Consider the following 25079-nt stretch of genomic DNA (forward strand, 5'->3'; position numbering starts at 1 on the left):
GGACATGACACACATACATATCGACAACATCAGCAAGCGGTTCGGTGCAACCGCAGCCTTGTCCGAGGTGTCCTTGGCCGTCGATGCCGGTGAGGTGCACGGACTTCTGGGTGAGAACGGAGCGGGGAAGTCGACTCTGATGAAAGTGCTGTCGGGCATCGTCGTGCCCGACAGTGGGTCCGTCACCATCGCAGGCAAGCCCCTGACTCTGGGTTCACCGCAGGCATCGCGAAACATCGGCCTGGCGATGGCCTACCAAGAGCTCAGCTCACCCGCCAACATCACGGTCGCAACCAAGTTGTGTCTGCCGTCTTTGCCGACTCGATTCGGTTTCACGGTGTCGCAGCGCGAACTCGTCGCCAGAGCGGTTGATCGCCTGCAGCAGTGGGAGGCAGGACATCTCGATCCCACTGCGACCATGGGCGAGCTGAGCCTGGCCGCTCGACAGGAGGTCGAGATAGTTGCTGCCCTGTCCGGTGCGCCGCGACTGCTTGTTCTGGACGAGCCGACCGCAGCTCTCCCCGACCCGTCTTGGCTCTTTCGTCAGCTCGAAAGCATCACTGCCACAGGAACTTCGGTGATCTACATCAGTCACAAACTGAACGAGATCGGGACCATCTGCTCGCGGGGAACAGTCCTTCGTAGCGGACGAGCAGTGGGGCAGTTCGGCCGGAACGAACTGTCCGAGAACGAATTGGTCGAGCTCATGATCGGACGGTCGTTCGACCACGCTTTTCCGGCCAAGGGCACGGCCGAGGTTGCGCAACCAGTACTCGAAGTCCGAAACCTCACGGTCGGCAGCCTCACTGACGTATCCCTGCAGGTCGCTGCCGGCGAGGTTGTCGGTGTCGCCGGACTCGAAGGCCAAGGTCAACGCGATCTCTTCTACACGCTGGCCGGCGAACTGTCCCCCGAATCCGGTTCGGTGACGGTCTCCGACTCGAACGGGGGCGTGGATTTCGCGCTGGTGCCCGAGGAGCGCAAGACGGAAGCACTGTTCCTGGAGATGCGGTCGGATTTCAACCTGACTCTGCCTTTGTCGGGCAGCTTCGCCACTGCTTCGGTCATCTCCACCAGACGCCGACGCGACGTCGCCCGCTCGTTGGCTGCACAGATCAACCTCCCCGAGGCGATGCTGGAACGCACCGTATCGAATCTGTCGGGCGGCAACCAACAGAAGATCGTGTTCGGACGCGCGCTCGCACAATCGCCACGCTGTCTTCTTCTCTTCGACCCGACCCGCGGTGTCGATGCCGCCACGAAATTGGAGATCTACAGGATGACACGTGATTTCGCGGCTGCCGGGCATGCCGTACTGGTCTACTCCACAGAGATACCCGAGCTGGTCGGACTGTGTGATCGTGTGTGTTCGCTCTACGACGGCCGAATTGTCGCCGAACACTCCGCAGGCGACCTCGACGATGCATCGGTGTTGCGCGCAATTCTGGGCCGCACCCCGGAGCTGGCACGATGACTCTCCTGAATTCACTGACAAGGCGAAGCTACGGCAGCCGCAAGGAAACTCTCGTCGCACTGGCCATCTTCGCAGCGTGCTACGGAGCGGTGCTGTTCGTGAATCCGTACGAGCGAAATGCCTACGCCTTCAACAACTACGTCGTGCTATTGACCCCGTTGGCGCTTGCCGCCGCAGGAACCACCCTTGTGCTGTTGGTAGGCGGATTCGATCTGTCGGTGGCCGGAACGGTGAGCTTGTCCAACGTCGTCGCGGCGACCACCATGGCCACGAATCCGGATCTGTTGTGGCTCGTCATCATCGGGGTCGTCGTTCTCGGCCTGGCGGTAGGCCTGATCAACGGACTCTTGATCGTCCGCCTGGGACTGCAGTCGTTGGCGGTGACACTCGGAGCGTTCATCGTGCTGACCGGAATCGCCCTCATCGTGCTACCGGCACCAGGCGGTGAGGTCCCCGAGTCGTACGCTCTGGCCTTGACCGATCCGCTCGGGCCCGTGCCGGTTGCGCTGATCGCCCTCGTGTTGCTGGCCGCCGGCTGGTGGTGGTTCAGCACTTCAACGGCAGGCATATCGGCGTTTGCCATCGGGGCAGATCGTCAGGCTGCGCGCATGTCGGGGATCCGCGTCGACGCGGTCGAGATTCTGAGTTACACCCTTGCCGGAGGGTTGTATTCGGCTGCCGGCTTGTATCTGACTGCCATCACTGCCTCGGGGGACCCGAATTCCGGTCGCCCGTTCCTGCTGACGTGCTTTGCCGCAATGGCGCTCGGCCTCGTCGGTTTTCGCGGCGGGTCGGGAAGCGTTGTTGCCGCGGTGTTCGGTGCGGCGAGCCTCATCGCGCTCCCGAAGTTACTGTTCGCTGCGGGCGTCGAAGACTTCTGGTCCGGTGCCGTGCAGGGCGCCGTCATTCTCATCGCTCTTGCTCTCCCACTGGCCGCAACGTATTACACCAACGTGCGCACGGCGCGAACGCGTCTCGCGGAAGGGACTATTCGATGAGTGCGAGTCCGACTCTTGTTCCCGATCAAGCATCGAGCAGGGTGAGTTCGCCGGGCCGGGCCGGTGTGCCGCAGTGGATGCGAAGTCAGACCTTCGTGATCTGGGCGCTGCTGATCGTGTGTTTCCCGTTGTCGCGGTTGGTGAGTGACAGTTTCCCGTCCGTCAATCTCGTCGTCAACGTGTTGGTGCTCGGCTTGTTCCTTGCGGTGATCGCCTTCGGCCAGGGTTTGGTGATCTTGTCCGGTGGCATCGATCTGTCCGTGGCTTCACAGGTTGCCCTCGGTGCCTTCGTCACGGGGTCGCTGTGTGACAACGGAGTGCCGGTGCTGGGCGCGGCTCTCGCGGCCCTCGCCCTGTGTGGAGTGGTCGGTGCCGCCAATGGTCTTCTCGTCACCCGGCTCGGGTTTCCCCCGTTCATCGTGACGCTGGCTGTCGGGACCGTGCTCGCGTCCGTGCTGCTCGGAATGGCGCGTGGTGCCCCGGCGCAATCGTCCCCGGCCGGTTTGAGCGAGCTGTTCGCTCGATCGACGACGTTGTTGGGAATTCCGGTCGCGATCTGGCTCTTCGTCGTGATTGCCGCGGTCGGTCTCGTGGTGCAACACCGCACGACCCTCGGCATGCGTACCTACGCACTGGGGAACAGTGTTGCCGCATCGAAGAACGCACGTGTGCGTGTCCACCGCGCGACCGTCTCGGTCTACAGCGTGTCCGGTGTGGCCTACGGCTTGGGCGGCGTGATGCTACTGGGGTACTCGTCAGGAGCGGATCTCAACGTCGGTGAGCCGTGGTTGCTGCCGAGTATCGCGGCCGTGGTGGTGGGTGGATCCTCCATCCGAGGAGGTGCCGGTTCGTTCAGCGGCACGCTGGCAGGAGCATTGCTGCTCACACTGATCGGCATCGACATCAGCGCCACCGGACTTGCCGAGGGGTACAAGCAGATCGTGTACGGACTGGTGATCGTCCTCGCGTTGCTCGGAGCGAGACTCGCCGGGCGGCGTCAATGAGTACCACTCGATTTCGGACTCAACAGAACAGGCACTCACGATGAGACGCATCCTCACGAGAAGACACCTCGCGGCGCTCGCCGCACTGGCCGCGATCGTTCCGTTCAGCGCGTGCTCGGCTCCGGAGACCGGTAAGGACAAAATTTATCTCGACTTGAGCTACAGCGGGAACAATTGGCAGGACGAAGCCGCCAATCTCGCGCTGTCCGTGGCTCGTTCCGCGCCGTATGCCGATCGATACAGCGTCACGAAGCAGATTTCGGGAACCGACATCCAGAAACAAATTTCGGATGTGCAGTCCATGATCGCTGCCGAGGCGAAGCTGGTGGTTCTGTACCCGCTGTCACCGACCGCTCTGAACCCGACCATTCGCCAAGGGTGTGAGCGCGGTGTCACCTTCGTCGTCTACGACTCCACCGTGCGAGAGCCGTGCGCATACAACGTCGCGTTCATCACCGGCGCCCGCGCGGACAAGCCGCAGGACGCGTTCTTCGGAGCTCAGACTGCCCAAGCCCTCGTCGACCTACTCGGGGGCAAGGGAAGAATTTTCATGAATCGCGGCGTTGCCGGCACCTCGACCGATCAAGTCCACTACGACACCGCCAAGGCGGTGTTCGATCGGTACCCCGACATCGACGTGGTGTCCGAGTATTACGGCAAATGGGACAGTGCGGTCAGTCAACAAGAAACTGCCAAAGCATTGGCGGCGCACCCCGACGTCGACGGGGTGTGGTCGCAGGACGGCGAAGTAGGAGTTGTCAAAGCACTGCAGGCGGCGGGGTTGGAGATTCCCGTGACCGGCGAGAACGGCAACTATTTCCGCAAAATGCTGAGCGAAGGGTGGCCGGGAGTGTCTTCCGGTTCACCACCGGCCCAGGCAGCGGTCGCGATGCAAGTGGGTCTTCGTATCCTCGAGAACGGGCCCGACTCGGTACCGCACGACATCGAAATGCCGCTACCCTGGGTGACCACGGACACGGCTAAAGCCTGTCCAGGAAGCGAATTCGTCGACGGATGCAATTTCTTCCCGAACGAGTCCGACACGTTCGTCACCGAGATTTTCCAGCGGGAGCTGTTGCCGCAGAGCTCCCTCACAGCTGCGCTGACCGGGCAGCCGATGGAGGGCCTCGAACCGCTCGGCGACATTTCGAAATTTGCGCAACCGGAGTCTCGTCGGATGTACACCCGAAAATCGTGTGATGACGGCTGGACGGTGGGAACCGTGACCGACGGCCAGAACCCGTCCGGTTTGACCGGCTGCGTTCGATCCTGAACCGCTCCACCCGAACGTCCGTGAAAGGGCAGCAAATGAACAAGCGAATCGACATCAATGCAGATATCGGTGAAAGCTTCGGACGCTGGAACCTCGGTTCCGACAGCGAACTGATGCAGCTGGTCACGTCGGTCAACGTGGCGTGCGGTTGGCACGCCGGTGACCCGTCCACGATGCGCGAGGCAGTGGAAAGCGGTGTCCGTGCAGGCGTGAACATCGGTGCCCATCCTGGGTTTCCGGATTTGCTGGGTTTCGGACGTCGCGCAATGGCGATCTCCGACAGTGACGCCGTCGACTACACGCTCTATCAGGTCGGTGCGCTGATGGGAGTCGCCTCGCGAGCCGGCGCGACACTGACCCATGTGAAACCGCACGGTGCGTTCTACGGGACAATCGCTCGCAGTGCGGATCGTGCTGTTGCGATCGCCACGGCACTTCAAACTCTCCAGCTCGGGCTACCGATGTTGATCGCTCCGGGCGTCGGGTTCGCTGCGATCCGCGCTGCCGGACTTCCCGCCGTTGCCGACAACGCGTGCGATCTCGATTTCGACGAGGACGGCAACAACATCATCGAGCCCAGGCCGGGTGAACGGGACCCCGAAGTAGTTGCAGCGCAGGCTCTTCGCATGGCACACGGCACGGTGCTGACCGTTTCCGGTCGGGAGATCGACATGCCTGTGGACTCTGTGTGCGTACACGGGGATCGACCCAATGTCGTGGAGGTCGCGCGAGCCGTGAAGCGCGCACTCACCGGTGCCGGAGTCGAGGTCCGATCTGCGGTCGATCGGACCGGAACAGCAACCACACGAGGGGCCTCGTGATCCAACTGAACGACGGGTCTCGTCTCTCGTTCGGTGGTGAGGAGTTCGTCTTCGTCGAACTCACCGAACACATGTCGCTGTCGGGCGCACTCCGGATACAGGCCATCACCGACTCCCTGACGACTGCCGCGATCGAAGGCGTGTTGGACATCTGCCCGTCGAACGCAAGTTACATGCTCCGCGTCGATCCCGACATTTGTGATCCACGATCGCTCGTCGATCCTCTGCGTGACCTACACCGACGCTTCGAGGACACCTCCGACGTGGTGCTCGAGACCGAGATCCTCGAAGTGCCGGTGCTGTACGACGACCCGTGGAGTACCGAAACAGTCATGCGATTCCGAGATCGACATCAGTCTCGAACAGAGACCGACCTCGAATACATCACGCGCATCAACGGTTTCGATACCACAGCCGATTTCGTGGTGGCTCACGCGCGCAATCCCTACATCGTGACGTTCATGTGCTTCGTCCCCGGGAACGCCGAGTCGATGCAACTGGTGAACCACGACATGCAGCTGCAGGCACCGAAGTACATCAGGCCACGCACCGACACACCCGAACGCGCCCTCGGGCACGGAGGTGCGTTCGCGACGATCTACCCGGCACGCGGAGCGGGCGGCTACCAACTGGTCGGCCGCGCAGCTACGCCGGTGTTCGACCTGTCGCAATCGCTCCCGGATTTCGCCGAGAACCCGGTTCTCGCCCGGGCCGGCATGCTGGTGAAATACCGCCCGATCGTCCGAGACGAGTACGACGACATCAGACAAGAAGTCGACGCCTGCTCGTATCGCTATCTACGGCGGCCGGTGTCGTTCTCGTTGGCCGAGTTCACCCAGGATCCGCTGCTGTACAACCGAACTCTGCTCCAGGAGCTGAACTCGTGATCGATGTCGGCGCGCCGGGTGTGCAGACCCTCGTCCAGGACTCCGGGCGCAGTGGACATTTCGCTATCGGACTCCCACCATCGGGCCCCATGGACCTGTGGTCTCACCACGCGGCCAACGCGTTGGTCGGCAACTCACCGGACGCCGCGACCTTGGAATCGGTGTACGTGGGTCCCGAACTGCATTTCCGTCGCGACACCGTCGTCGCAGTGACCGGGGCCGATGTCGATCTGCGGGTGAACGGCAGGTCCATGCCGACGTGGACGACTCTGCCCGTCACCGCCGGTTCCGTCCTGACCGTCGGCTCCGCCCTCCGTGGTGCCCGCAGCTATGTCGCGGTGCGCGGCGGCATCGGAACGACACCGGTCATGGGTAGCCGATCGACGTATCTGTCCTCGGCTATCGGCGGCCTCGACGGGCGCGCACTTCGTGCCGGTGATGTCCTCCCCAGCGGAGTCGACCTCGGTCCGTACCCCAAGCTCGGATTTTCGGTCGAACACGACGACCGACCCGATCTCGGCCGAACACAGGACGTACGAGTGGTACTCGGCCTGTGCAGCTACCGCTTCACGCCCGAGAGCTTGGAGCGCATGTTCACATCGCCCTTCACGGTCGGAACAGAAGCGAATCGCGTCGGATACCGTCTCAGCGGTCCGCAGTTGGACTTCGTGGAACGAGAACCACCATTCGGTGCCGGCGACAACCCGAGCAACGTGGTCGATTTGGGATACCCCGTGGGTTCCATTCAAGTACCGGGCGGCGAGGAACTGATCTGCCTGCTTCGGGACGGTGTCACCGGAGGCGGATACGCCACGGTCGGCACGATCATCAACTGCGACATAGACCGCCTCGCGCAGATGAAAGCACCGGATTGCGTGCGCCTTTCGAAGATCGGCATAGACGATGCCCTACAGGCACGACGAGAACGCGGTGCACGAATCGAGCGGCTCTATCACGCTGCCCGAGACTGACCGAATCATGCAGGACGTCGCACCTGCGGAAATCGACGAGGAAGAGAAGATGAATCCCAAACAGATGTACATGGCCAACGCCTACGACGGGTCCAACCTGGCGTCGCTGGATCCGAACACGCGGGCGCTGATCGAGCGCCGCGACGCCGTACTGGGCACGAGCTATCGTTTGTTCTACCGCGATCCTGTTGTCCCGGTGAGAGGTTCGGGTGTATACCTCTACGACGCAGACGGACGTGAATACCTCGACGTCTACAACAACGTTCCCGCGATCGGACACAGTCACCCCCATGTTCAGCGGCTCGTCTCCGAACAACTCGGTGTACTGAACACGCACACGCGCTACCTGACGGAACCTGTGGTCGCCTACTCCGAGCGACTGCTCGCGCTGTTCCCCCAAGAGTTGTCGAAGGTCGTATACACCTGTACCGGTAGCGAATCGGTCGACCTCGCGTTACGCATGGCTCGATACCGCACCGGCGCGACCGGAGTGATCTGCACGAGACACGCCTACCACGGTACGACCGCCGCGGCAGCAGAAGTGTCACCCAGCCTGGGGCCGAACAACCTGATCGGGCCCAACGTGGTGCTGGTCGATGCCCCGGATCTCCTGCGCGACAACCGCGAGACCGCCGCGGCGGACTTCGCTTCCCGTGTCCGCCAGGCGGTGGACGAGTTGAACGCCCGCGGACTCGGTATCGCCGCGATGATCGTCGATTCCATCCTCTCCAGCGACGGAGTGCAGTCGCACCCAACCGATCTTCTTCGCGAGGCGGTCGACGTTGTCCACGAAGCCGGTGGTCTTTGGATCGCCGACGAGGTACAGCCGGGCTTCGGCAGACTCGGGGTGCAGTGGTGGGGATTCGCTCGCCACGGCATCGCACCCGACATGGTCGTGTTGGGAAAGCCCATGGGGAACGGAGTCCCCGTCGCCGCGGTCGTAGGAACCGAGGACGCGATGGACAGCTTCGGTCGTGACATCCGGTACTTCAACACCTTCGGTGGAAACCCCGTCAGCATCGCGGCCGCCACAGCGGTCCTCGATGTCATCGAACAAGAGTCGTTGTTGGACAACGCTCGTCGCGTCGGCGAGCACCTCGATACCGGGCTCCGAAACATCGCAGCACGCCATCGGGCCCTCGGTGATGTCCGTGGGTGTGGGTTGTTCGTTGCAGCCGAGTTCGTCACCGAGGACGGTCTCACCCCCGACCCTGCTATCGCCGCCTTCGTCGTCGACGAGCTACGCACGCGCCGCATCCTGATCAGCGCTTCAGGAAAACACGCGAACGTACTGAAGATCAGGCCTCCGATGACGTTCGGGCTCAGCGACGCCGATCGATTCCTGACCGAACTGGACGACATCCTGGGATAGAGATCGAGTGATCACAACCGTTAAAACCCGTTGCGGCCCAAAGGCGCGGTCCGACAGTGGTCACGGCCGTCGAAGGCGTCCGGAACCGCTTCACCTACCGAGTTCGTTCTGCAGACGCCGGGCGGCCGATTCGAGGGCAGGAACTCGCCCACCTCGTGGCGCGCGCCGCGCGAACAGAACGAACGCCGCGGTGGCCCCAGAGGTGGGGACGGCGATCGCGGCGATGTCGGGATCGGCGAGTCCGTCGCTTCGAGCCAATCGATCTCGACGAATTCTCGGGAGCTCCTGCTGAAACTGCGCGGCTCCTTCCGGGTCGTCTCCACGTAGTCCGCTCAGGATCTTTTCACGTGCGGGCTCATCGGCGCTGGCGAGCAGGAGTCGTCCCGCCGCAGTGCGTAATGTGGGTCGCGGCCGGTGGTCGTCGGCCACTATCTGGATGTGGTCGGGTGCGCGCGGCCCTGCGTGGTCGAGGTAGTAGATCTCGTGCCCCACCAGGGCAGCGATACCGATCGGTGCCCTGGCCACTTCGCTCAGGCGGACGAGCTCGGCGTGGTCCACCCCTGACGCGGTCGCCGATCCGGCGATCGTTGCCAGCATGTGCGCGCGCAGGCCGAGGGCATACCGCTTGCCGGCCATCGTCAAGTATCCGAGTGCACACAATTCCTTGACGAGGTCCTGCGTCGAACTCACCGGTGCCTCGATCGAACGCGCGAGCGCGGACAGTGTGGGCGGTTCGTCGCAGCGCGCGACGTACTCGAGAATTCGGTCCGCACGCATCAAGGTCCGATGACCCTCGTTGCTCATTCGCGTCACATTACGGATATACGTACACGCGCGACGAAATCTCCGGCCGAGGCGACGGCCGCGTTCACCGACATCGGAAGGCGTACTACGAGGGTCGGTGACTACCGGTCGATCGGGTGCCGGTTCAAGAAATCCGCGATGAGCGCGTTCACCTCGTCCGGCATTTCGGCTGCCAACAGATGTGCCGCGTTCTCGATGACGACGAACTCGCTGTCGGTGATTGCGGCCGCCATGCGAGAAACCTCGTCGACGGGGAATGTCGTGTCTTCGCGGCCGGCGAGCACCAGAACGGGCGCGGTGATCGAGGCGAGCAGGCGGTGTTGATCCGGCCGACGCGAGACGACGCTCTCCCCGGCCAGGCCGACCGATCTCACGTCATGGCTGTGAACGAGTGCGGAGATACGTTCCACCAGTTCGGGTTTGTCTCGCCGTGCGGTCGGACCGAGAAACATCCGCAGGACGCTGCGGTCGACGAGCGGCCGTGACACACGCAATTCGAAGGCTGCGGGCAGACGGGCGCTCAGCCACCCCAGTCGGGCCTGCGCCATGACCTTCACCCGTTGCAGTGGCGGTGCCACCGACGCCGTACCGTTCATCAGCACTGCGCAGCCGACCCGGTCCGGATAAGTGGCGGTGATGGTCGCGCCGATCATCGCGCCCCATGAGTTGCCGACGAGGTGAGCCCATTCGAGACCGAGCGCGTCCAGGATCTCGACATAGCAGCGCGCACACTCCGCGAAATCGAAGTGACGCGTCACAGGCTCGCTGCGCCCATGTCCAGGCGGATCGATCGCGATTGTCGTGTAACGGTCTGCAAAGTACTCGACCTGCCGGTCCCACAGGGAGTGGTCGGTGAGCATGCTCGGCCACAACATCATCGGGTCGCCCGTACCCGACACTTGCGCGTGAACAGTCCCCAGCGTCGTGGGGATGAAGTGATCGGTCATCGATACCTCCGGGTCTTCGAACCGAGCAGTGCGGCAGTCTGAGTCGTCATCGAGGTCTTCCCGACACGATGGGGGAGTCGGCGGTACCCCGCCGGCGTTGCCGCTCGATTCGCCTGATGATGCGTCGACAGCGTAATTCCAGTGCTACCACGGCGATCCCGAAGAATCTGAACGAGCTGTTGGTGGTCTGACGATGGTAGTAGCGGTAGTAGATCTGTTGGCAGATCGCTGCCAGTCGAAACAGCCCGAACACTTCGTAGAACGACCACTGCTCCTCCGTCACAGGCAGTCCGGTGCGACTGCTGTAGTACGCGATCACCTCACGTCGCGTCATCATGCCGGGAACGTGGGTGGGTTGACGACGAAACCGGCGAAACAACCAGCCGTCATCGGCCTGAACCCAGTAAGCCAGTGCGCCGCCGAGATCCATCAAGGGGTCGCCGACGGTGGCCATCTCCCAGTCCAGCAACGCCTTCGGTACCGTCGGGTCCTCCGGCTGGAGCACTATGTTGTCGAACCGAAAGTCGTTGTGCACGATCACACTCGGAAGATCCTCGGGTCGATGTGCACGCAACCACTCGACAACGGTGGCAAACGATCCCACGTTGCGGGTGCGCGCCTCGGCGTACCGCGCGGCCCACCCCTCCACTTGCCGGGCGACGTAGCCGCCGCCTCGGTCCACGTCGCTCAGCCCGGCGTCCTCCACCGGCACCGCGTGCAGATCGATCAGAATGTCCACCACCCGTCGGCACAGAATGGACACCGCGCGCGGATCTTCGGTGAGTCGCTGCGGAAGCTCCCGTCGCGCGATGGGACCGGAGACGTATTCCATCACGTAGAACGGATTTCCGATTACCCCCGAATCCTCGCACAGTGCATACGGTTCGGCGATGAGTGAAAAGTGGGGGTGCAGCCTTTTCTGTAGCCGGAATTCGCGCGACATGTTGTGCGCACCAACGGACTTCCTGCCTGTCGGTGGACGCCGGAGAATCATCCGGGCTCCGCTGGGGTAGGTCAGCAGGTAGGTCAGGTTGGATGCGCCGCCGGAGAATTGAGTCACGGTCGGCAAGTCGTTCAGCAGCGTGCTCAGCTGCGGCGCCCCGATGTTGGCACGGATCCAACTCGCCGCGGCGCACACGTCGAATTCGTCCTCACTGCGAACACCGCTCACGTGAGTTTCCTGACTACTCGAAGTGGAAGAATCCGCATGGCCATGCCCACCAGTGCCCAGGGCCAGGCGGGCACGAAGGCCTTGGCGCGTCGACGCTCTATCGCGGCAACCATGGCCGCGACTCCGGTTTCGGTGTCGACAAGGAATGGGGTGCGTTCGCGGACATGCGCGTTCATCTCCGACGCGATGTAGCCGGGGAGAATCACCGAGACGTCGATGCCCTCGAGGTTCTCCGCACGCAACCCCTCGGCGATAGCGGCCACACCGGCTTTGCTGGCGGCATACGTGGTCATCGATCGACGCATGCCCCGGACGGCCGACATCGACGAGATCAGCACCATATGGCCGCTCCGTTGGCGGCGGAACACGCCCATCGCTGCATCTGCTTGCGCTAGAACACCGACGAAGTTCGTTTCTGCCGTCTGCCGGTTGGCTTCCCAGCCGCCGGTCCCCAGGGCGGCACCCTTGCCGCTGCCGGCGTTGGCGATGAGTCGATCTATTCCGCCGAGTAGGACATCGAACCGGTTGACGGCATCGTGAACCGCGTCGCCGTCGGTGACGTCGAGTTCGATGACTTCGACTCGGCGGGTGGGGTAGCGCGCTGTGATTTCGTCCCTCAGCGAGTCCAAACGGTCGAGCCTGCGGGCAGCCAGCCCGAGATCGTAACCGAGGGCGGCGAATTGGCGTGCCATCTCGGAGCCCAGTCCTGCGCTGGCACCGGTGATGACGATGGAGCCTCGCCGAGGCCTCGGTGCTGTGTTCATTGTGCGGACCCTTCGGCCGAATCGCGGGCGCGTGCTGACGGGGTGAAGTCCATGCCTTCACGCTGCACGGTCGGCGACCGTCGAAGTTGACCGATCCCGCCACAGATGTGACCGATCCCGCCATACGATGGCAGGTATGGCATGGGTGCGTTCGGCGGGTCTACGCGGCGTTCGGCAGGTGATCGAGAGCTTGGACGGCGATGCGGTGGGGCTGACGACGCGCGTGGGGCTCCCGCCTGGAGTACTCGACGACGATGAAATCTTGGTCAGGGATACCTCTGTTGCCGCGCTCCTGGAACTCGCGGCGTCCGAACTCGGCTGCCCCGATTTCGGATTGAGGGTCGCGCTCCGTCAGGATCTGAACTTGCTCGGGCCGCTCGCGCTTGCGGTGGGAAACTCGGAGTCGATCGGAGAAGCATTGGACTGCACGTCGCGATACCTGTTCGTGCATGCCCGGGGTCTCAGTGTCGCAGCGATTCCCGACCCCCACGGGGCCCGCGGTGTGGTCGCATATCGCTACGGTTACCCGCCTGGTGTCGATGCCCCGCCGCAGAGCGTCGACATGGGCTTACTTTTTCTACACCGAGCGATAACCAACCTTGCCGGCGGCCCGTACGGCTTGCGGAGTGTCGAGATTCCCCACGCGCCCGCGGCGGAGCCGACACGGTACGAGTCGTTGTTCGGCGTCGCCGCCGTACAGTTCCACTGTTCTGCTGCGTTGCTACGGGTGCCCGATCGCCTTGCCGTGCAACAGATCAGTGGCCGTAGTCGAGCAGCTCACGACCTCGCACTTCGATACCTGCAGCATCAGGACAACAGCACTGCTGCTGTGACGACGCGGGTGAAGGCGTATCTTCGGCGAACGCTGGGAACCGTCCGACCCTCCCTCGATGCGACGGCGCGCGAGATGGCGATGGCGCCGCGCTCACTGCAACGCCATCTCGAATCCGAGGGCACGACCTTCGGTGCGTGTCTCGACGAGGCCCGACGCGAGCAAGCCGAACATTTCCTGCGCACAACAACATTGCCACTGAGTCAGGTCGCCGCCGTGGTCGGACTCGAAAGTCCCGCCAGTTTGAGCCGCTACGCGAACCGATGGTGGAACACCACTCCTCGCCGCTTCCGTATGGCCGCATCCGAACGTTCCACGAATCCCGCCGCGCCGAAGTAGCAGGCGTGAGCACCGCGGTCGACTCTTTTCTCCGCAGACGGTTCGTTTCACCGTTGCTGCTCGCTCCCGAGCTCGAAGTCCGCGCGTCCGTAACTCACACCGTTGATCTGGAGCTCGATCGCGTGGGGGCCGGGGTAGTACTTGCGTGTGGTCAACGCCTTGAACGAATGTCGCCGACGCACATCGACGCTCTCGCCGGGCGCAATCGTTGTTGTCCTCAGCTTGAACGTTTTTCCGGTCATCCGACCGTTGGCCTTCGTGTGATGAACGATGTAGTCGATCACGACCTGTGCGGGTTCGAGGCCCAGGTTGCGGATCGAGGCTGTGAATTCGAGGCTTCCCCCGATGAGTAGTTTCGGAACGTCGAGGGCCGGGCCCGTCACTGCCAGTTCGGCCGGCGCAAACCCCAGTAGCGCAAGCGCATCGATGTTTCCCTTCTTGATTACCGTCCGCAGCGCCTGCCGAACGAGCCGGCCGGTGTTCGCATCCGGGTCGTCGAGCCATCGTGCTGCGGCCCCGACGACGACGTCCGGGACATCTCGACTGAAATCGTTGAGATGGTTGGCAACCGAACGCCGAACGTAGTCACTGTCGTCGCGGTACAGCCGGTCCAGAATCGGCACCGTGCTCCCCGGACGCGCAAGTATCTCCGGGACACGCACTGCCCACGGCAGATACGGGCGGGTCCCTTCCGACGCCAGACGGCGGACGTGCTCGTCCGGTGACTGCGTCCAGTCGAGCGCGATGGCGAGAGCACGATCCAGATCGGCTCGAAGGAAAGTGCGGATGGCGAATTCCGAGCTGAGTCGGCCGGTGAGCTCGGCGAGCAACGACATCCCGTCGTCGAACGCGGTCGTGGTGTTCTCCTCGACGGCCTTCGCTGCGACAGCGCTCGTGACCGGCCAGACCAACCAGCCCTGGAAGTCCGGGTCCGTGGCTGCCCGTCGGATGATGCCGGCGAAGTGGACGTAGTTGCCCGGCAGTCCGGTCAGGAGCGCATCACGCAGAAGATCGGCGCGCGCTCGAAGCGCGAGTGGGCCCAGAAGACCTGACGCGGCGTCGAGTGACGACAGATCAGCGCTCGGTGCGGCGGTGCGAACGGTCCGATACAGCGCGCGAGCGGTGTCCGGTCCGATGAGTTCGTCGGCGAAGGGCATGAGAGGTTCTTACTCCACGTGCTGTTGATCCCCGAACGCCGCAGGGTTGGGCAGGAAGTACAGTCCGCAACGTGTCGGTTGTACTGAAACTCCGCGATCGGTCGTGGCCGTGGTCGGCGCTGTTCTGGTGCACGGTTCCGGTGTCGCTGTACGGTTCGCTGTTTGCCATGACTGGCGAGTGGTGGTGGACCGTCGGGATCACTGCGGTGGCCGTGGCCGCCCTCGTCGCATGGTCGAAGCCCTACTCCGAAATATCGATGGGGCGGCGACGGCAAATATGGCGTTGGACGTCTGCCGTCGTCCTCAGCGTCTGCGCCCTCGGCCTCTTCGGAATAGCGGGAAGAGAGTTGTTCGGGGACAAAAGCATTCGCGTCGGTGACACCACGGACCCACGGAGGGTCGCCTGTGGGTCCGTAGTGGACCCGCGACCCGATGACATGCTCACCGCCCAGTTCCCAGACGACTTTCCCGTCGAGGCGCGTCAGCAATTCGGTCCGATTTCACTGGACAGCTCAGCGAGGCGGTGCGCCGATCGACTGGACTCCTCGGCGTACTTTGCGGCTGCGACTGCCTTGGGCGCCGCGCAACTGACTGGGCGCGCGCTGATCCACCTGAGGGTGCGACGCGTCCCAGTCGACTCCGTGACTCCGTGACTCCGTGACTCCGTGACTGAAGGCCGAGCCCTGAACAGCCGCGTCGGTAGCGATTGCTGGCGGTTTGCAGATAGAGTTCTACGTGGCAGGGGGGCCCGACCGGTCGTTGCCGGCATCGCACAAGTCTGAAATCACCAGGGCAACAATCTTCTTCGAAGCTGAGACAATAGCAACGGTATGAATCGGAGTGGGATAGCCTTCGCGCAACAACAAAGCGCTGAAGTGCTGGTCGACTCGGGTTTCGAGTGGGGACATATCGACTCCGGTTCCGGCTCGGGCATTCTGCGCGGAGAGCTACAACCCTGGGGGGCGCGTGGTTCCAGTCGTCGATGCCGAGTCGAACCGAGACGTAAGTCTCTCGTTCCGATCGGGTGAAGTGTCACCGTGAGCGGATGGCTTTCGGTGGTGATTCTCAACGGAATCACCGCGGCGGCATATCTGGGAATCGTGCTGTTCATCGTCAGAGGACTGTTGCGAACAGGGCAGCTCCGAACCAACCGGTTGGCGGTCGCGACGGCAGCGATCTTCCTGACCTGCGCCGCTCATCACCTGGTTCACGCGGTGCACTTGCTGGCGGGGTTCGACAGTCACGCCTCGCATCTCGGGGCAGGCTCCGACACGAGCATGCTCGACGCGATGCGCGAGTCGATGGGTGGAAGCGTCGACGTTGCGGTGACGGCGTCGACGGCGATCGCCGGTGTCGTCTACCTGGGGATGCGTCGCTTCTACGGTCCGTTGCTCGGCTCGCCTGCGATGTTCGACGTTGCCAGCGAAGCCCGGTACCGACAACTGGCCGCGAATCTGCCGCACACAGCGGTTTTCCTTGTGGATACGGATTTGCGATTCGTCCTCGTAGAAGGTGCGAACCTGGTGGAGGAGGGCTACGACCCGAAACGGATGGAGGGGCAGTTGCTCCGGGACATCGTGCCACCGGATGTCTATGCCCGACTCGAGCCGCACTATCGGTCGGCTCTCGCCGGCACAGAGTCCTCTTTCGACACGGTCAGTGTGCGAACGGGCGCAATTTTTCAGGTGAAGGCCAGTTCGCTGCGTGATAGTTCAGGTCGGATCATCGGCGCGATGGTGCTGTCCGAGGACGTCACCGCCGAGCGGCAGGCACGATCCGAGCTCGAACAGGCCCGAGCTTTTCGTGACGCGGTGTTGACGGCTTCTCCGGACATCACCACCGTGACGGCCGTCGACACCGGGCGTGTGACGTGGGCTTCTCGTAGCCTCGGATCGCTGTTGGACGGACCGCCCGCGGACGGATCGGTCGACGAAGATCGGGCACCGTGGAACGGGCTCGGTCTGCCCGACGATGCGAGTGCCGGTGAGGATCGACTGGACGGGGTGGTCGAAGAAGATGTCGACGTCGTCCGGGCCGCAGACCGGGAAGCGGTATCGCTGCCGGAGGGTGAAAGCATCACCATTCGGTATCGGGTACGGGCGTCCGACGGCACCGTGCGGTGGCTCTCACGACGCAGCACCCCGTTTCGGCATGGGCAGTCGGGTGCCGCGGCGGAGGTGCTCTCGGTAGTGCGGGAGGTGACCGACGTCGTGGAGGCAGAGCGCGCCCTGGAGCGGGCAGCCCTGCAGGATCCGTTGACCGGTCTTCCCAACCGGATGCTGTTGCTGGACCGAATCGGCTCGGCGATCGAGCGCGGCGCGAGTACGGGGGCTGCTGCTGCGGTGTTGTTCTGCGATCTCGACGGATTCAAACGAGTCAACGACACCGGCGGGCACGCTGCCGGTGACGCGGTACTCGTAGAGGTTGCTCGACGTTTGCGCTCTGTGCTGCGAGCCAACGATTCGATCGCCCGAGTGGGTGGTGACGAGTTCGTGCTCGTCATCGAATCGCTGCCCGCCGACCGCGGATTCGGCAAGCGAGCGGGAGGCGGATTGGCCGAGCGCGTGGCCGAGCGCATCCGAACGGTGCTCGCGGAGCCGATCGTTCATCGAGGACGTCAGTACGTGGTGTCCGCCAGTGTCGGGATGGTGCTGGTTCGTAAGGGGGCAAGCGCGCAGGAGGTGCTGCGGGACGCGGACTCCGCGATGTACCGGGCGAAGCAACTCGGCAAGGACCGAATCGAACTGTTCGACGACGCGTTGCGCGCGAACGCGCTCGAGCGTGCCTATGTCGAGCAGACTCTGCGGAGTGCACTCGATTCCGGACGGACCGGTGCAGCGAGGCTGAGCGTCGCTTATCAGCCCGTCTACGACCTCGAGAGTCGGCAACTGGCGAGTTTCGAGGCGCTGGCTCGCTTGCGCGACGACGACGGAACAGACATCGCACCCGACAGGTTCATCCCGGTGGCAGAGGACACCGGGCTCATTTCCGAGCTCGGTGAGCGCGTGCTCGACGACGCGCTGAGCACTCTCGTGCAATGGCGCTCCGCGAACCCGCCCACCTCTGCGTCCAACGCCCCGGTGACTATGGCAGTGAACTTCAGTGCCCGGCAGGCTCAACACGTCGACATGTCCGCAGCGGTGGGTGCAGCCCTCGCTCGGCACGACATGGCACCGGTGGATCTTGTCCTCGAGCTGACGGAGTCGGTGCTGCTCGAGTCGGGTTCTTCGATGCTGCGTCAGATCGGTGAACTGCGCGCATCGGGGGTAGGAATCGCCATCGACGACTTCGGCACCGGGTTCGCGAGCCTGCGGTACCTCGCCACTCTCCCGGTCAGCGCCGTGAAGATCGACCGTTCGTTCACCGCCACCATGACCAGCGATTCGACGAGCAGCAGCATCGTTCTGGCGATCATCAATCTCGCCCGCGATCTGAATCTGGGTTGTGTGGTGGAAGGCATCGAGACTCTCGACCAACTCGATGCATTGCCGAATTCCGTTCGAGGACAGGGCTACCTGTTGGGTCGACCGAACGAGATCCCGTCGGACAGCTGGGGTTCCTGAATTTCTCGCGTGAACGGCGGTGAACGGCGGTGAACGGGAAGCTTTGCGCGCTCGGCTGTGTTGAACACGGGTAATGGATGATCTCCTGGTTGCCCCCACTCGACTCTGGACGCCCTCTCGTGTCCTGGTCACCCAGTCCGCGTCCGAGTTGCCGCACACTGCGGAAATCCTTCGCCGTTGCGAGGCGGCAGGGGTTGCCGACATCGACATCCTCCCGGGAGATCGTCTGACCGGACTGCGTGGTGAGTCCGAACGAGAGACCTACGCGCGTGCCAAGACGACCATGGCCGTCGTGGTCGCGCCGCCGAGTGTGTTGAAACCCCAACCCATTCCGCCGAGTGCAGACTGGCGTATCGATCTGGCGAAGGGTTGCCCGGCGCACTGTCAGTACTGCTATCTCGCGGGCTCGTTGTCAGGCCCCCCGATCACCAGAGTGTTTGCCAATCTCGACGACGTCTTGGCCGGTATCGGTACGCATGCCGGCCGCGGTTCCATCACCTCCGGCACCGAGGAACGGGGCCATGAGGGCACCACCTTCGAGTTGTCCTGCTACACAGATCCGTTGGGGATCGAACACGTGACGGGGTCCCTTGCGGAGGCCATTCGCAGAGTAGGCGCGGGTGCGTACGGCGACGACGTATCGCTGCGTTTCACGACCAAGTTCGACGACGTCAACGAGCTGGTGACGCTCGATCACGGTCGACGTACTCGAGTTCGCTTGTCGGTCAACGCAGATGACATCGCACACCGATTCGAGGGTGGCACTGCACGCATGCCTGCCCGCATCGCCGCGCTTCGACACTTGGCGCTGGCCGGTTACCGCGTGGGCTTGACCATCGCGCCGATCATGCCGATTCCGCAGTGGCGCGAGCAATACGGCCGGCTGCTCTCAGATGTCGCGTACGCGTTGCGCGACGTCCCCGACCTTGACCTGACCGCCGAAATCATCACTCATCGGTTCACGCCGTCGAGCAAAGACGTGCTGCTGAGCTGGTATCCAGGAACGAAACTGGAAATGGACGAAAATGCTCGCACCGCGAAGAGAAACAAGTTCGGTGGAGTCAAATACGTCTATCCGAAGGACACGATGGCGGAGATGCGCAGTTGGTTCACCGACGAACTTCGTAGCGTTCTGCCCGAGGCACAGCTGCTCTACTGGACGTGAACCGTCATAGGGCATCGAATCGGTCTCGCGCTCGCTCGATGTCGTCCATGTGCGCGGTTGCCCACGCCAGCAGAACGTCGACGGGAGCTCGAAGCGTTTTGCCGAGTGGGGTGATTCGATATTCCACCGCCACCGGGCGGGTGCTCAGAACCGTGCGTTCGATGATCCCGTTGCGTTCGAGTTTTCTCAGAGTTGCGGTGAGGGACTTCTGAGTCACCTCGGGAATCGCTCGGCGCAGATCGTTGAATCGGCAGGGGCGCTCGCACAATTCGTTCAGTACGTGCAGCGACCATTTGTCGAGCACCTGCTCCAGCAGTTCGCGGTGGGGGGCGGTGATCGTCAGTTCTGCGTCGCCGTCGGTGGTATCGGTCATGAAACCAGGTTCCCTTGAAGTGTCCTTTGTGTACCAGGTATCAACGTTATACCTGAATTTCAACGACGAAGGGAACGCCATGAGCGTCACTCGATTCACCCCGTCAGGCATGATGCAACCGACCCCGTATCACCACGTGGCGGTGGGTCAGGGTTCTCGACACATCCACGTCAGTGGTCAGATCGGCCGGCGCGATGACGGGTCAGCGATTGCCGAAAACGACCTCGCCGGTCAGGTTGCGCAGGCGCTCCGAAATACCGCAATCGGATTGACCGGTGCCGGAGCAACTTTCGACCATGTCCTCCGGCTGACGTTCTATGTCACGCACTGGGCTCCCGAACAGATCGGTGAGTTCATGGACGGCGTCACACGCGTCGCCGACGAGATCGGACTGCCGACTCCGATGCCGCCGGCATCACTGATCGGGGTGGACTATCTCTTCGAGCCCGACGTACTCGTCGAGATCGAGGCAACGGCCATTCTGGACTGAATACGCGGATAGGCCGGTTACTTCTCGCCGGTGCGGCGGTCGATACTGACAAACCCACCCGACTTCAGGAGTGACATGGCCATTCTGACCTACAACATGCATGTTTCCCTCGACGGCTACATCGAGGACCCAGCCGGCAGCCTCGACTTCTCGGTGCCCGACGAGGAATCGCATAAATTCTCCAACCGGCAGACCGAGGCGACGAGCACCTTTCTGTTCGGCCGGCGGCTGTACGAGGCCATGGAGGATTACTGGACCGACCCCGAACGTGTGGGCGGCGACCCCGTCGAGGCCGAGTTCGCCGAGCTCTACAAGGCGACTCCTCGGGTGATCTTCTCCGACACCCTCACCGCGGTGCCCGACGGTTGTCGACTGGTCCGCAGCGCAGATGCCGTCGCCGAAGTGGAGCGACTGAAGCGCGAGACCGAGGGGACCTTGGCCGTCGGTGGGGCGGGCTTGGCCGCCTCGTTGGTCGACTCGATCGACCAATACGAGGTCATCCTCGTTCCGACGATCCTCGGTGGTGGAAAGCCGTACTTTCCCGTGGGTCACCGCCTGGACCTCGTTTTGGAAGAACAGAAGCACTTCCCCTCGACGGGCTGGATGTATTTGCGTTACAAAGTGGTTCGGTGATCGCGCCGGATCACGCAGAATGAAAGCATGACATTCCGAGAGCACCGTCAGTGGTGGACCTTGCCCGTGCACCAGCTGTGGCTCGATGCCGAAGCAGCTCGGCTCCTTCGGTTCGGAACTTCACTCGAGCACCCTGCCGGTGGCGCAGCGTGGTTGGACGATCGGGGGAACCCCGATCTCGATCACCCGGCACTGACCTACATCACTGCGCGGATGGCGCACGTGCATTTCCTGGCGTCGGTCCAGGGGTATCCCGGGTCTCGTAGGAAAGCCGATCGAGTGTTCGACGGTCTGCTGACGACATTGCGGGACCACGCGAACGGCGGGTGGTTCGAGTCGAGCGCCGATGCCTCGTCACCCGAAGCGACGAAGACGGCCTACACACATGCCTTCGTGGTGTTGGCGGCGGCAGCAGCCACGGCGGCCGGCCACGCGAGAGGACGCGCGCTTCTCGACGAAGCCCTCGATATCGTGGACCGGCGATTCTGGGACGACGGGTACGGAATGTGCGCGGATACCTGGAACGCGGACTGGACCGAGCTCGACGGCTATCGCGGTATCAACGCCAACATGCACATGGTCGAAGCGCTGTTGGCGGCGGCGGACGCAGGTGCACCCGAAATCTGGCGGAACCGCGCAGTACGCATCTGCGACAACGTGATCGGGTGGTCGCAGGCCAACGAACATCGCATTCCCGAGCACTTCACCGCAGGGTGGGTACCGATGCTCGAATTCAACAGCGACGACACCGCGAATCAGTTCAAGCCGTACGGGGCCACCGTCGGTCACGGATTCGAGTGGGCGCGGCTTCTCGTTCAAGCGAGTTCGGTGGCCGCCAGCCCCGGCGGACACGACTACGTAGCCAGCGCCGCGTCCCTGTACCACCGTGCGACGCAGGATGGTTGGCAGGCCGGACCGACGCCCGGTTTCGTCTACACGACCGACTGGGCCGGGAAGCCGGTGGTCACCGAGCGTCTGCACTGGGTTCTGTGCGAGGCAATTGCCGCTGCTGCAACGCTGGGCCGACACACCGGAGAAGATCGGTACGACAACGACTATCGCGAATGGTGGGACGTCGCCGCCGAATCGTTCATCGACTACGTCGGTGGGTCCTGGCATCACGAACTCGACTCCGACAACTCGCCGGCGGCCGCGGTGTGGAGCGGAAAGCCGGACCTCTATCACGCGGTTCAGGCAACGTGGATCAGTCGCCGCGCGAACAGCTCGAGTATGTTGGCGGCGTTGCGGGCGGATAAGGGCTAACTCTCCGACGTCGCAGGTGTGCTGAGTGTCCACAATTCGCCGTCAACGACGGGATTCGGCCTTGCGAGGCAAATTGTGGACAGTGAGCACAACTGGTGTGGGGAATCCGATACGCGTGGCAGCGGGTGGCGCACTAATCCCGGTGCGGAGTGCGCTCACCTGTTGTCGGGTCGACGTCGAACAGTTGGTCGGTGTTGTCGGGTGCGTAGACCACCTGGCTGGACTCGAGAGCCCGACGGCGCGCGCCCTCGCGAACTGCGAAGAAGCCGCCGGTGAACAGCGCGATCACAGCGATGCCGGCAACGATTGCCCAGCCCTCGAAACCGCCGGCGAGTGCTGCGATCAATCCGCCGGCTGCGGCGATTCCGGCAAATATCATGAGGACGGCCAGCATGTTCACGACAGCTCTGGACATGCTTGATACGGGAGGCCTTTTCTCGACCATGGGGGTAGTTCCTTTCGATCAGCTCGATCGCAGGATTACCCGAAAGTCGGTCGAATATGCCGCCGGTCCTCCAGTGATACCCGTTACTGGGCCTTACGTGCCCGGTATGCAGCAACGGCCGCGCGGTTTCCGCAGGTGGTGCTGCAGAACCGTCGAGAGCGGTTTCGGGACAGGTCGAGAACCAAACCGTTGCAGTCCGGATCGGCACAGACGTCGAAGCGGGACAGCTCGTCGGCGCGGATGACGTCGATCATTGCCATCGCGGTTTCGACGACGATGCGGGTTCCCAGGGGACTGTCGTCTGCGACGGCGTGGATATGCCAGTCGAGTGTGTCGTGCCGGACCAGTCGAGGCAGGGCGGAGGACTCGGCCAGAAGTCGGTTGACCTCGACCACGGCGTCGTCGCGGCTGCTGGTGAGCAGTGATCGCAGCGTCGGCCGCAGTGCTCTGACCGCGTCGAGCTCGTCGTCGTCACCGTCGAATCTTCCGGAGTAGCCCTGCTCGGTGAAGAACTCGGCCAGTTCCTCGCGCGTGGTCAACGTGTCCGGGTCCTCCGCGGAATTGACCAACGCCACGGCCGCCAGCAACGACAGTTCGGTGTCATGAGCGAAAAGCACATTGACACCTTACCAAGCCGCCCTCTACTGTCACATGTCATGACGGCTTTCACTCATGACGCAGACGCGCAGCTCGCGTCCACCACCGCTGCTGCGCGGTCCAGGCGCCTGTCCGGTCTCGTGTTCGCGTTGGCGTCCGCCGCGTCGTTCGGCCTGTCCGGCTCGCTGGCCACCGGCCTCCTCGACGCCGGCTGGACTGCCGGCGCTGCGGTGACCGCGCGCATCCTGCTCGCTGCTGCCGTCTTGTTGATTCCGTCGATCCTGGCACTGCGCGGCCGATGGGGCTTGCTGGCCAAGAACTGGAAGTTGATCGCCGCGTACGGAGCATTTGCGGTCGCCGGCTGCCAGCTCGCCTTCTTCAATGCCGTCGGACGCATGGAGGTGGGCGTGGCGCTGTTGATCGAATTCACCTCGCCCGTGGCCGTCATCGGCTGGATGTGGTTTCGGCACCAGCAGCGTCCCGGCCGGCTGACTTTGGTGGGCGCACTGTTGGCCGCGATGGGTCTCGTCCTGGTGCTCGACCTGATCTCCGGCGCGGACGTCGACACCGTCGGGGTGCTGTGGGCGCTCGGTGCGATGGCGGGAGCGGCCGTCTACTGGGTGCTCTCGGCCGACGAGAGCAACGGTTTGCCGCCGATCGTGCTTGCTGGGGGCGGCCTGCTCGCGGGTGGACTCATTCTGCTCGCCGCCGGTCTGGTCGGCATCGTCCCGTTCGCGGCCCCGCTGACCGACGTCGCGTTCGTCGATGCTGTTGTCCCGTGGTGGGTTCCGATCATCGGCCTCGGTGTGGTGACTGCCGCGTTGGCCTACGTGCTCGGAATTGCGGCCGGTCGACGCCTCGGCTCTCGGCTGGCGTCGTTCATGGGTTTGATGGAAGTGGTTGCGGCACTGGTGTTCGCGTGGCTGTTGCTCGGCCAGGCACCGGGACCGATCCAATTGGCCGGTGGCGCACTGATTCTGCTCGGCGTCGTCGTCGTCAAATCCGGTGAACGCGTCACCGCCGACGAGCCGGTGGAGCCGCTGCAGAGCAGGGCCTGACAACTGCTCAGCCGTCGACGCGTCCGAACACCACCGCGGCCAGGATGGTGTGAGCACTCGCGATCACGGAATCGAGAGGTTCGCGTTCGGGGGACAGCAGCCACTGCTGAGCGATGGTGAGGACGGCACCCACCAGACCCATGGCCAGGGTCCGACGGTTCGGCCCGGCCAGGCCACGGCTGGACCCCACGGTCTCGGCCACCTGTAGCACGGTCGTGGAAAACGAGGTGGTGGTCTTGCGGTACAGCGCGTCGACGGTAGGCGATACGCCGAGGATCTCGACGAAGGCAATTCGAGCCGATTTGGGCTGCTCGGCGACGAACGTGAAGAAGCCGGTGAGGGCCCCTCGGAGTACCTGTTCGCTGGAATCCGTTTCTGCGGCTGCTCCGATGAGGATGCTCTCGCGCATCGCGTCGGTGGCCCGGGCGTACGTGGCCATCAGCAAGTCCTCGCTGTTGGTGAAGGACTCGTAGAAGTAGCGCTTGGTCAGCCCGGCCTCGGTGCATACCTTCTCCACAGTCGCTGTCCGGTATCCGGTGGTGCCGAAGACCTCGACGGCTGCGTCGAGCAGGCGGATCCGACGCTCCTGCTGCCGCTGCTGCGGATCGGCACCTCGGTAGGTGCGGCCGACTTCACTGTGATGGTTGGTCACACACAGATCTTGACACCGCTCGGTAT

Annotated in this window: 25 protein-coding genes; 16 read left to right on the forward strand and 9 right to left on the reverse strand. The window is 63.4% G+C overall.

Going from position 1 to position 25079, the window contains the following annotated elements; genetic code table 11:
- Nucleotides 1-4 precede the first annotated feature (4 nt).
- From ASG84_RS16145 to ASG84_RS16180, 8 genes are all read left to right on the forward strand, one after another.
- Nucleotides 5-1474 carry a sugar ABC transporter ATP-binding protein gene (locus tag ASG84_RS16145; protein WP_057478067.1) on the forward strand — a complete coding sequence of 490 codons (1470 nt, stop codon included), beginning with the start codon at nucleotides 5-7 and terminating at the stop codon, nucleotides 1472-1474.
- Nucleotides 1471-2472 (forward strand): ABC transporter permease, encoded by a 1002-nt coding sequence (locus ASG84_RS16150; protein ID WP_082521035.1) that lies wholly within the window; start codon nucleotides 1471-1473, stop codon nucleotides 2470-2472. Before ASG84_RS16145 ends, ASG84_RS16150 begins: the two co-directional genes overlap by 4 nt.
- On the forward strand, nucleotides 2469-3476 hold the full coding sequence (locus tag ASG84_RS16155) for an ABC transporter permease (protein WP_082521036.1): 1008 nt from the start codon (nucleotides 2469-2471) through the stop codon (nucleotides 3474-3476). Before ASG84_RS16150 ends, ASG84_RS16155 begins: the two co-directional genes overlap by 4 nt.
- A 40-nt stretch (nucleotides 3477-3516) precedes the next feature.
- On the forward strand, nucleotides 3517-4749 hold the full coding sequence (locus ASG84_RS16160) for a sugar ABC transporter substrate-binding protein (RefSeq protein ID WP_057478068.1): 1233 nt from the start codon (nucleotides 3517-3519) through the stop codon (nucleotides 4747-4749).
- A 35-nt stretch (nucleotides 4750-4784) separates the two neighbouring features.
- The gene (locus ASG84_RS16165) at nucleotides 4785-5570 is read left to right on the forward strand and encodes a 5-oxoprolinase subunit PxpA (protein WP_057478069.1); all 786 of its coding nucleotides are present in this window, start codon (nucleotides 4785-4787) and stop codon (nucleotides 5568-5570) included.
- Nucleotides 5567-6457, forward strand: a complete 891-nt coding sequence (locus tag ASG84_RS16170; RefSeq protein WP_235581694.1) for a 5-oxoprolinase subunit B family protein — start codon at nucleotides 5567-5569, stop codon at nucleotides 6455-6457. Before ASG84_RS16165 ends, ASG84_RS16170 begins: the two co-directional genes overlap by 4 nt.
- Nucleotides 6454-7428: a biotin-dependent carboxyltransferase family protein gene (locus tag ASG84_RS16175; protein ID WP_057478070.1), complete on the forward strand. Its 975-nt coding sequence runs from the start codon at nucleotides 6454-6456 to the stop codon at nucleotides 7426-7428. Before ASG84_RS16170 ends, ASG84_RS16175 begins: the two co-directional genes overlap by 4 nt.
- Before the next feature lie 64 nt (nucleotides 7429-7492).
- Complete coding sequence (locus ASG84_RS16180; protein ID WP_082521039.1) at nucleotides 7493-8800, forward strand: aspartate aminotransferase family protein; 1308 nt, start codon at nucleotides 7493-7495, stop codon at nucleotides 8798-8800.
- Nucleotides 8801-8890: 90 nt separating this feature from the next.
- On the opposite strand, the gene ASG84_RS16185 is transcribed toward ASG84_RS16180, so the two are convergent.
- The 4 genes from ASG84_RS16185 to ASG84_RS16200 form a co-directional block, all read right to left on the reverse strand.
- Nucleotides 8891-9604, reverse strand: a complete 714-nt coding sequence (locus ASG84_RS16185) for a helix-turn-helix domain-containing protein (RefSeq protein ID WP_057478071.1) — start codon at nucleotides 9602-9604, stop codon at nucleotides 8891-8893.
- Nucleotides 9605-9705: 101 nt separating this feature from the next.
- Nucleotides 9706-10551 (reverse strand): alpha/beta fold hydrolase, encoded by an 846-nt coding sequence (locus ASG84_RS16190; protein WP_082521037.1) that lies wholly within the window; start codon nucleotides 10549-10551, stop codon nucleotides 9706-9708.
- 46 nt (nucleotides 10552-10597) lie between these two features.
- A complete protein-coding gene (locus ASG84_RS16195; protein WP_057478072.1) occupies nucleotides 10598-11722 on the reverse strand; it encodes a phosphotransferase family protein in 1125 nt (374 codons plus the stop codon).
- A complete protein-coding gene (locus tag ASG84_RS16200; RefSeq protein ID WP_057478073.1) occupies nucleotides 11719-12486 on the reverse strand; it encodes an SDR family oxidoreductase in 768 nt (255 codons plus the stop codon). Before ASG84_RS16200 ends, ASG84_RS16195 begins: the two co-directional genes overlap by 4 nt.
- A gap of 136 nt (nucleotides 12487-12622) precedes the next feature.
- On the opposite strand from ASG84_RS16200, the gene ASG84_RS16205 reads away from it, so the two are divergent.
- Nucleotides 12623-13657 carry an AraC family transcriptional regulator gene (locus ASG84_RS16205; protein ID WP_057478074.1) on the forward strand — a complete coding sequence of 345 codons (1035 nt, stop codon included), beginning with the start codon at nucleotides 12623-12625 and terminating at the stop codon, nucleotides 13655-13657.
- 47 nt (nucleotides 13658-13704) lie between these two features.
- Here ASG84_RS16205 and ASG84_RS16210 read toward each other — a convergent pair whose 3' ends face one another.
- Nucleotides 13705-14814, reverse strand: coding sequence for a hypothetical protein (locus ASG84_RS16210; protein WP_057478075.1), 1110 nt, complete (start codon nucleotides 14812-14814; stop codon nucleotides 13705-13707).
- A gap of 71 nt (nucleotides 14815-14885) precedes the next feature.
- Between ASG84_RS16210 and ASG84_RS16215 the strand changes: the two genes are divergently transcribed.
- The 3 genes from ASG84_RS16215 (at nucleotide 14886) to ASG84_RS16225 (ending at nucleotide 19542) form a co-directional block, all read left to right on the forward strand.
- Entirely contained in the window at nucleotides 14886-15467 is a 582-nt protein-coding gene (locus ASG84_RS16215; RefSeq protein ID WP_156399555.1) for a hypothetical protein, read from the forward strand.
- A gap of 384 nt (nucleotides 15468-15851) precedes the next feature.
- Nucleotides 15852-18377: a putative bifunctional diguanylate cyclase/phosphodiesterase gene (locus ASG84_RS16220; RefSeq protein ID WP_057478077.1), complete on the forward strand. Its 2526-nt coding sequence runs from the start codon at nucleotides 15852-15854 to the stop codon at nucleotides 18375-18377.
- Nucleotides 18378-18450: 73 nt separating this feature from the next.
- Entirely contained in the window at nucleotides 18451-19542 is a 1092-nt protein-coding gene (locus ASG84_RS16225; protein WP_057478078.1) for a spore photoproduct lyase family protein, read from the forward strand.
- Nucleotides 19543-19546: 4 nt separating this feature from the next.
- Here the strand turns inward: ASG84_RS16225 and ASG84_RS16230 are convergent, their stop codons facing one another.
- Nucleotides 19547-19915: a winged helix-turn-helix transcriptional regulator gene (locus tag ASG84_RS16230; RefSeq protein WP_057478079.1), complete on the reverse strand. Its 369-nt coding sequence runs from the start codon at nucleotides 19913-19915 to the stop codon at nucleotides 19547-19549.
- Between the two features lie 79 nt (nucleotides 19916-19994).
- Between ASG84_RS16230 and ASG84_RS16235 the strand changes: the two genes are divergently transcribed.
- From ASG84_RS16235 to ASG84_RS16245, 3 genes are all read left to right on the forward strand, one after another.
- On the forward strand, nucleotides 19995-20405 hold the full coding sequence (locus ASG84_RS16235; protein ID WP_057478080.1) for a RidA family protein: 411 nt from the start codon (nucleotides 19995-19997) through the stop codon (nucleotides 20403-20405).
- Between the two features lie 75 nt (nucleotides 20406-20480).
- Nucleotides 20481-21038: a dihydrofolate reductase family protein gene (locus ASG84_RS16240; RefSeq protein ID WP_057478081.1), complete on the forward strand. Its 558-nt coding sequence runs from the start codon at nucleotides 20481-20483 to the stop codon at nucleotides 21036-21038.
- 27 nt (nucleotides 21039-21065) lie between these two features.
- Entirely contained in the window at nucleotides 21066-22301 is a 1236-nt protein-coding gene (locus ASG84_RS16245; RefSeq protein ID WP_057478082.1) for an AGE family epimerase/isomerase, read from the forward strand.
- Between the two features lie 133 nt (nucleotides 22302-22434).
- Here the strand turns inward: ASG84_RS16245 and ASG84_RS16250 are convergent, their stop codons facing one another.
- Both ASG84_RS16250 and ASG84_RS16255 read right to left on the reverse strand, forming a co-directional pair.
- Nucleotides 22435-22716, reverse strand: a complete 282-nt coding sequence (locus tag ASG84_RS16250) for a hypothetical protein (protein ID WP_057478083.1) — start codon at nucleotides 22714-22716, stop codon at nucleotides 22435-22437.
- A gap of 113 nt (nucleotides 22717-22829) precedes the next feature.
- Complete coding sequence (locus ASG84_RS16255) at nucleotides 22830-23363, reverse strand: CGNR zinc finger domain-containing protein (RefSeq protein ID WP_057478084.1); 534 nt, start codon at nucleotides 23361-23363, stop codon at nucleotides 22830-22832.
- Between the two features lie 39 nt (nucleotides 23364-23402).
- Between ASG84_RS16255 and ASG84_RS16260 the strand changes: the two genes are divergently transcribed.
- Nucleotides 23403-24401, forward strand: coding sequence for an EamA family transporter (locus ASG84_RS16260; RefSeq protein WP_057478085.1), 999 nt, complete (start codon nucleotides 23403-23405; stop codon nucleotides 24399-24401).
- A gap of 7 nt (nucleotides 24402-24408) precedes the next feature.
- On the opposite strand, the gene ASG84_RS16265 is transcribed toward ASG84_RS16260, so the two are convergent.
- Entirely contained in the window at nucleotides 24409-25053 is a 645-nt protein-coding gene (locus tag ASG84_RS16265) for a TetR/AcrR family transcriptional regulator (RefSeq protein WP_057478086.1), read from the reverse strand.
- Between the last annotated feature and the right edge of the window lie 26 nt (nucleotides 25054-25079).

This window comes from Rhodococcus sp. Leaf278, from assembly GCF_001426085.1.
Lineage (GTDB): Bacteria > Actinomycetota > Actinomycetes > Mycobacteriales > Mycobacteriaceae > Rhodococcoides.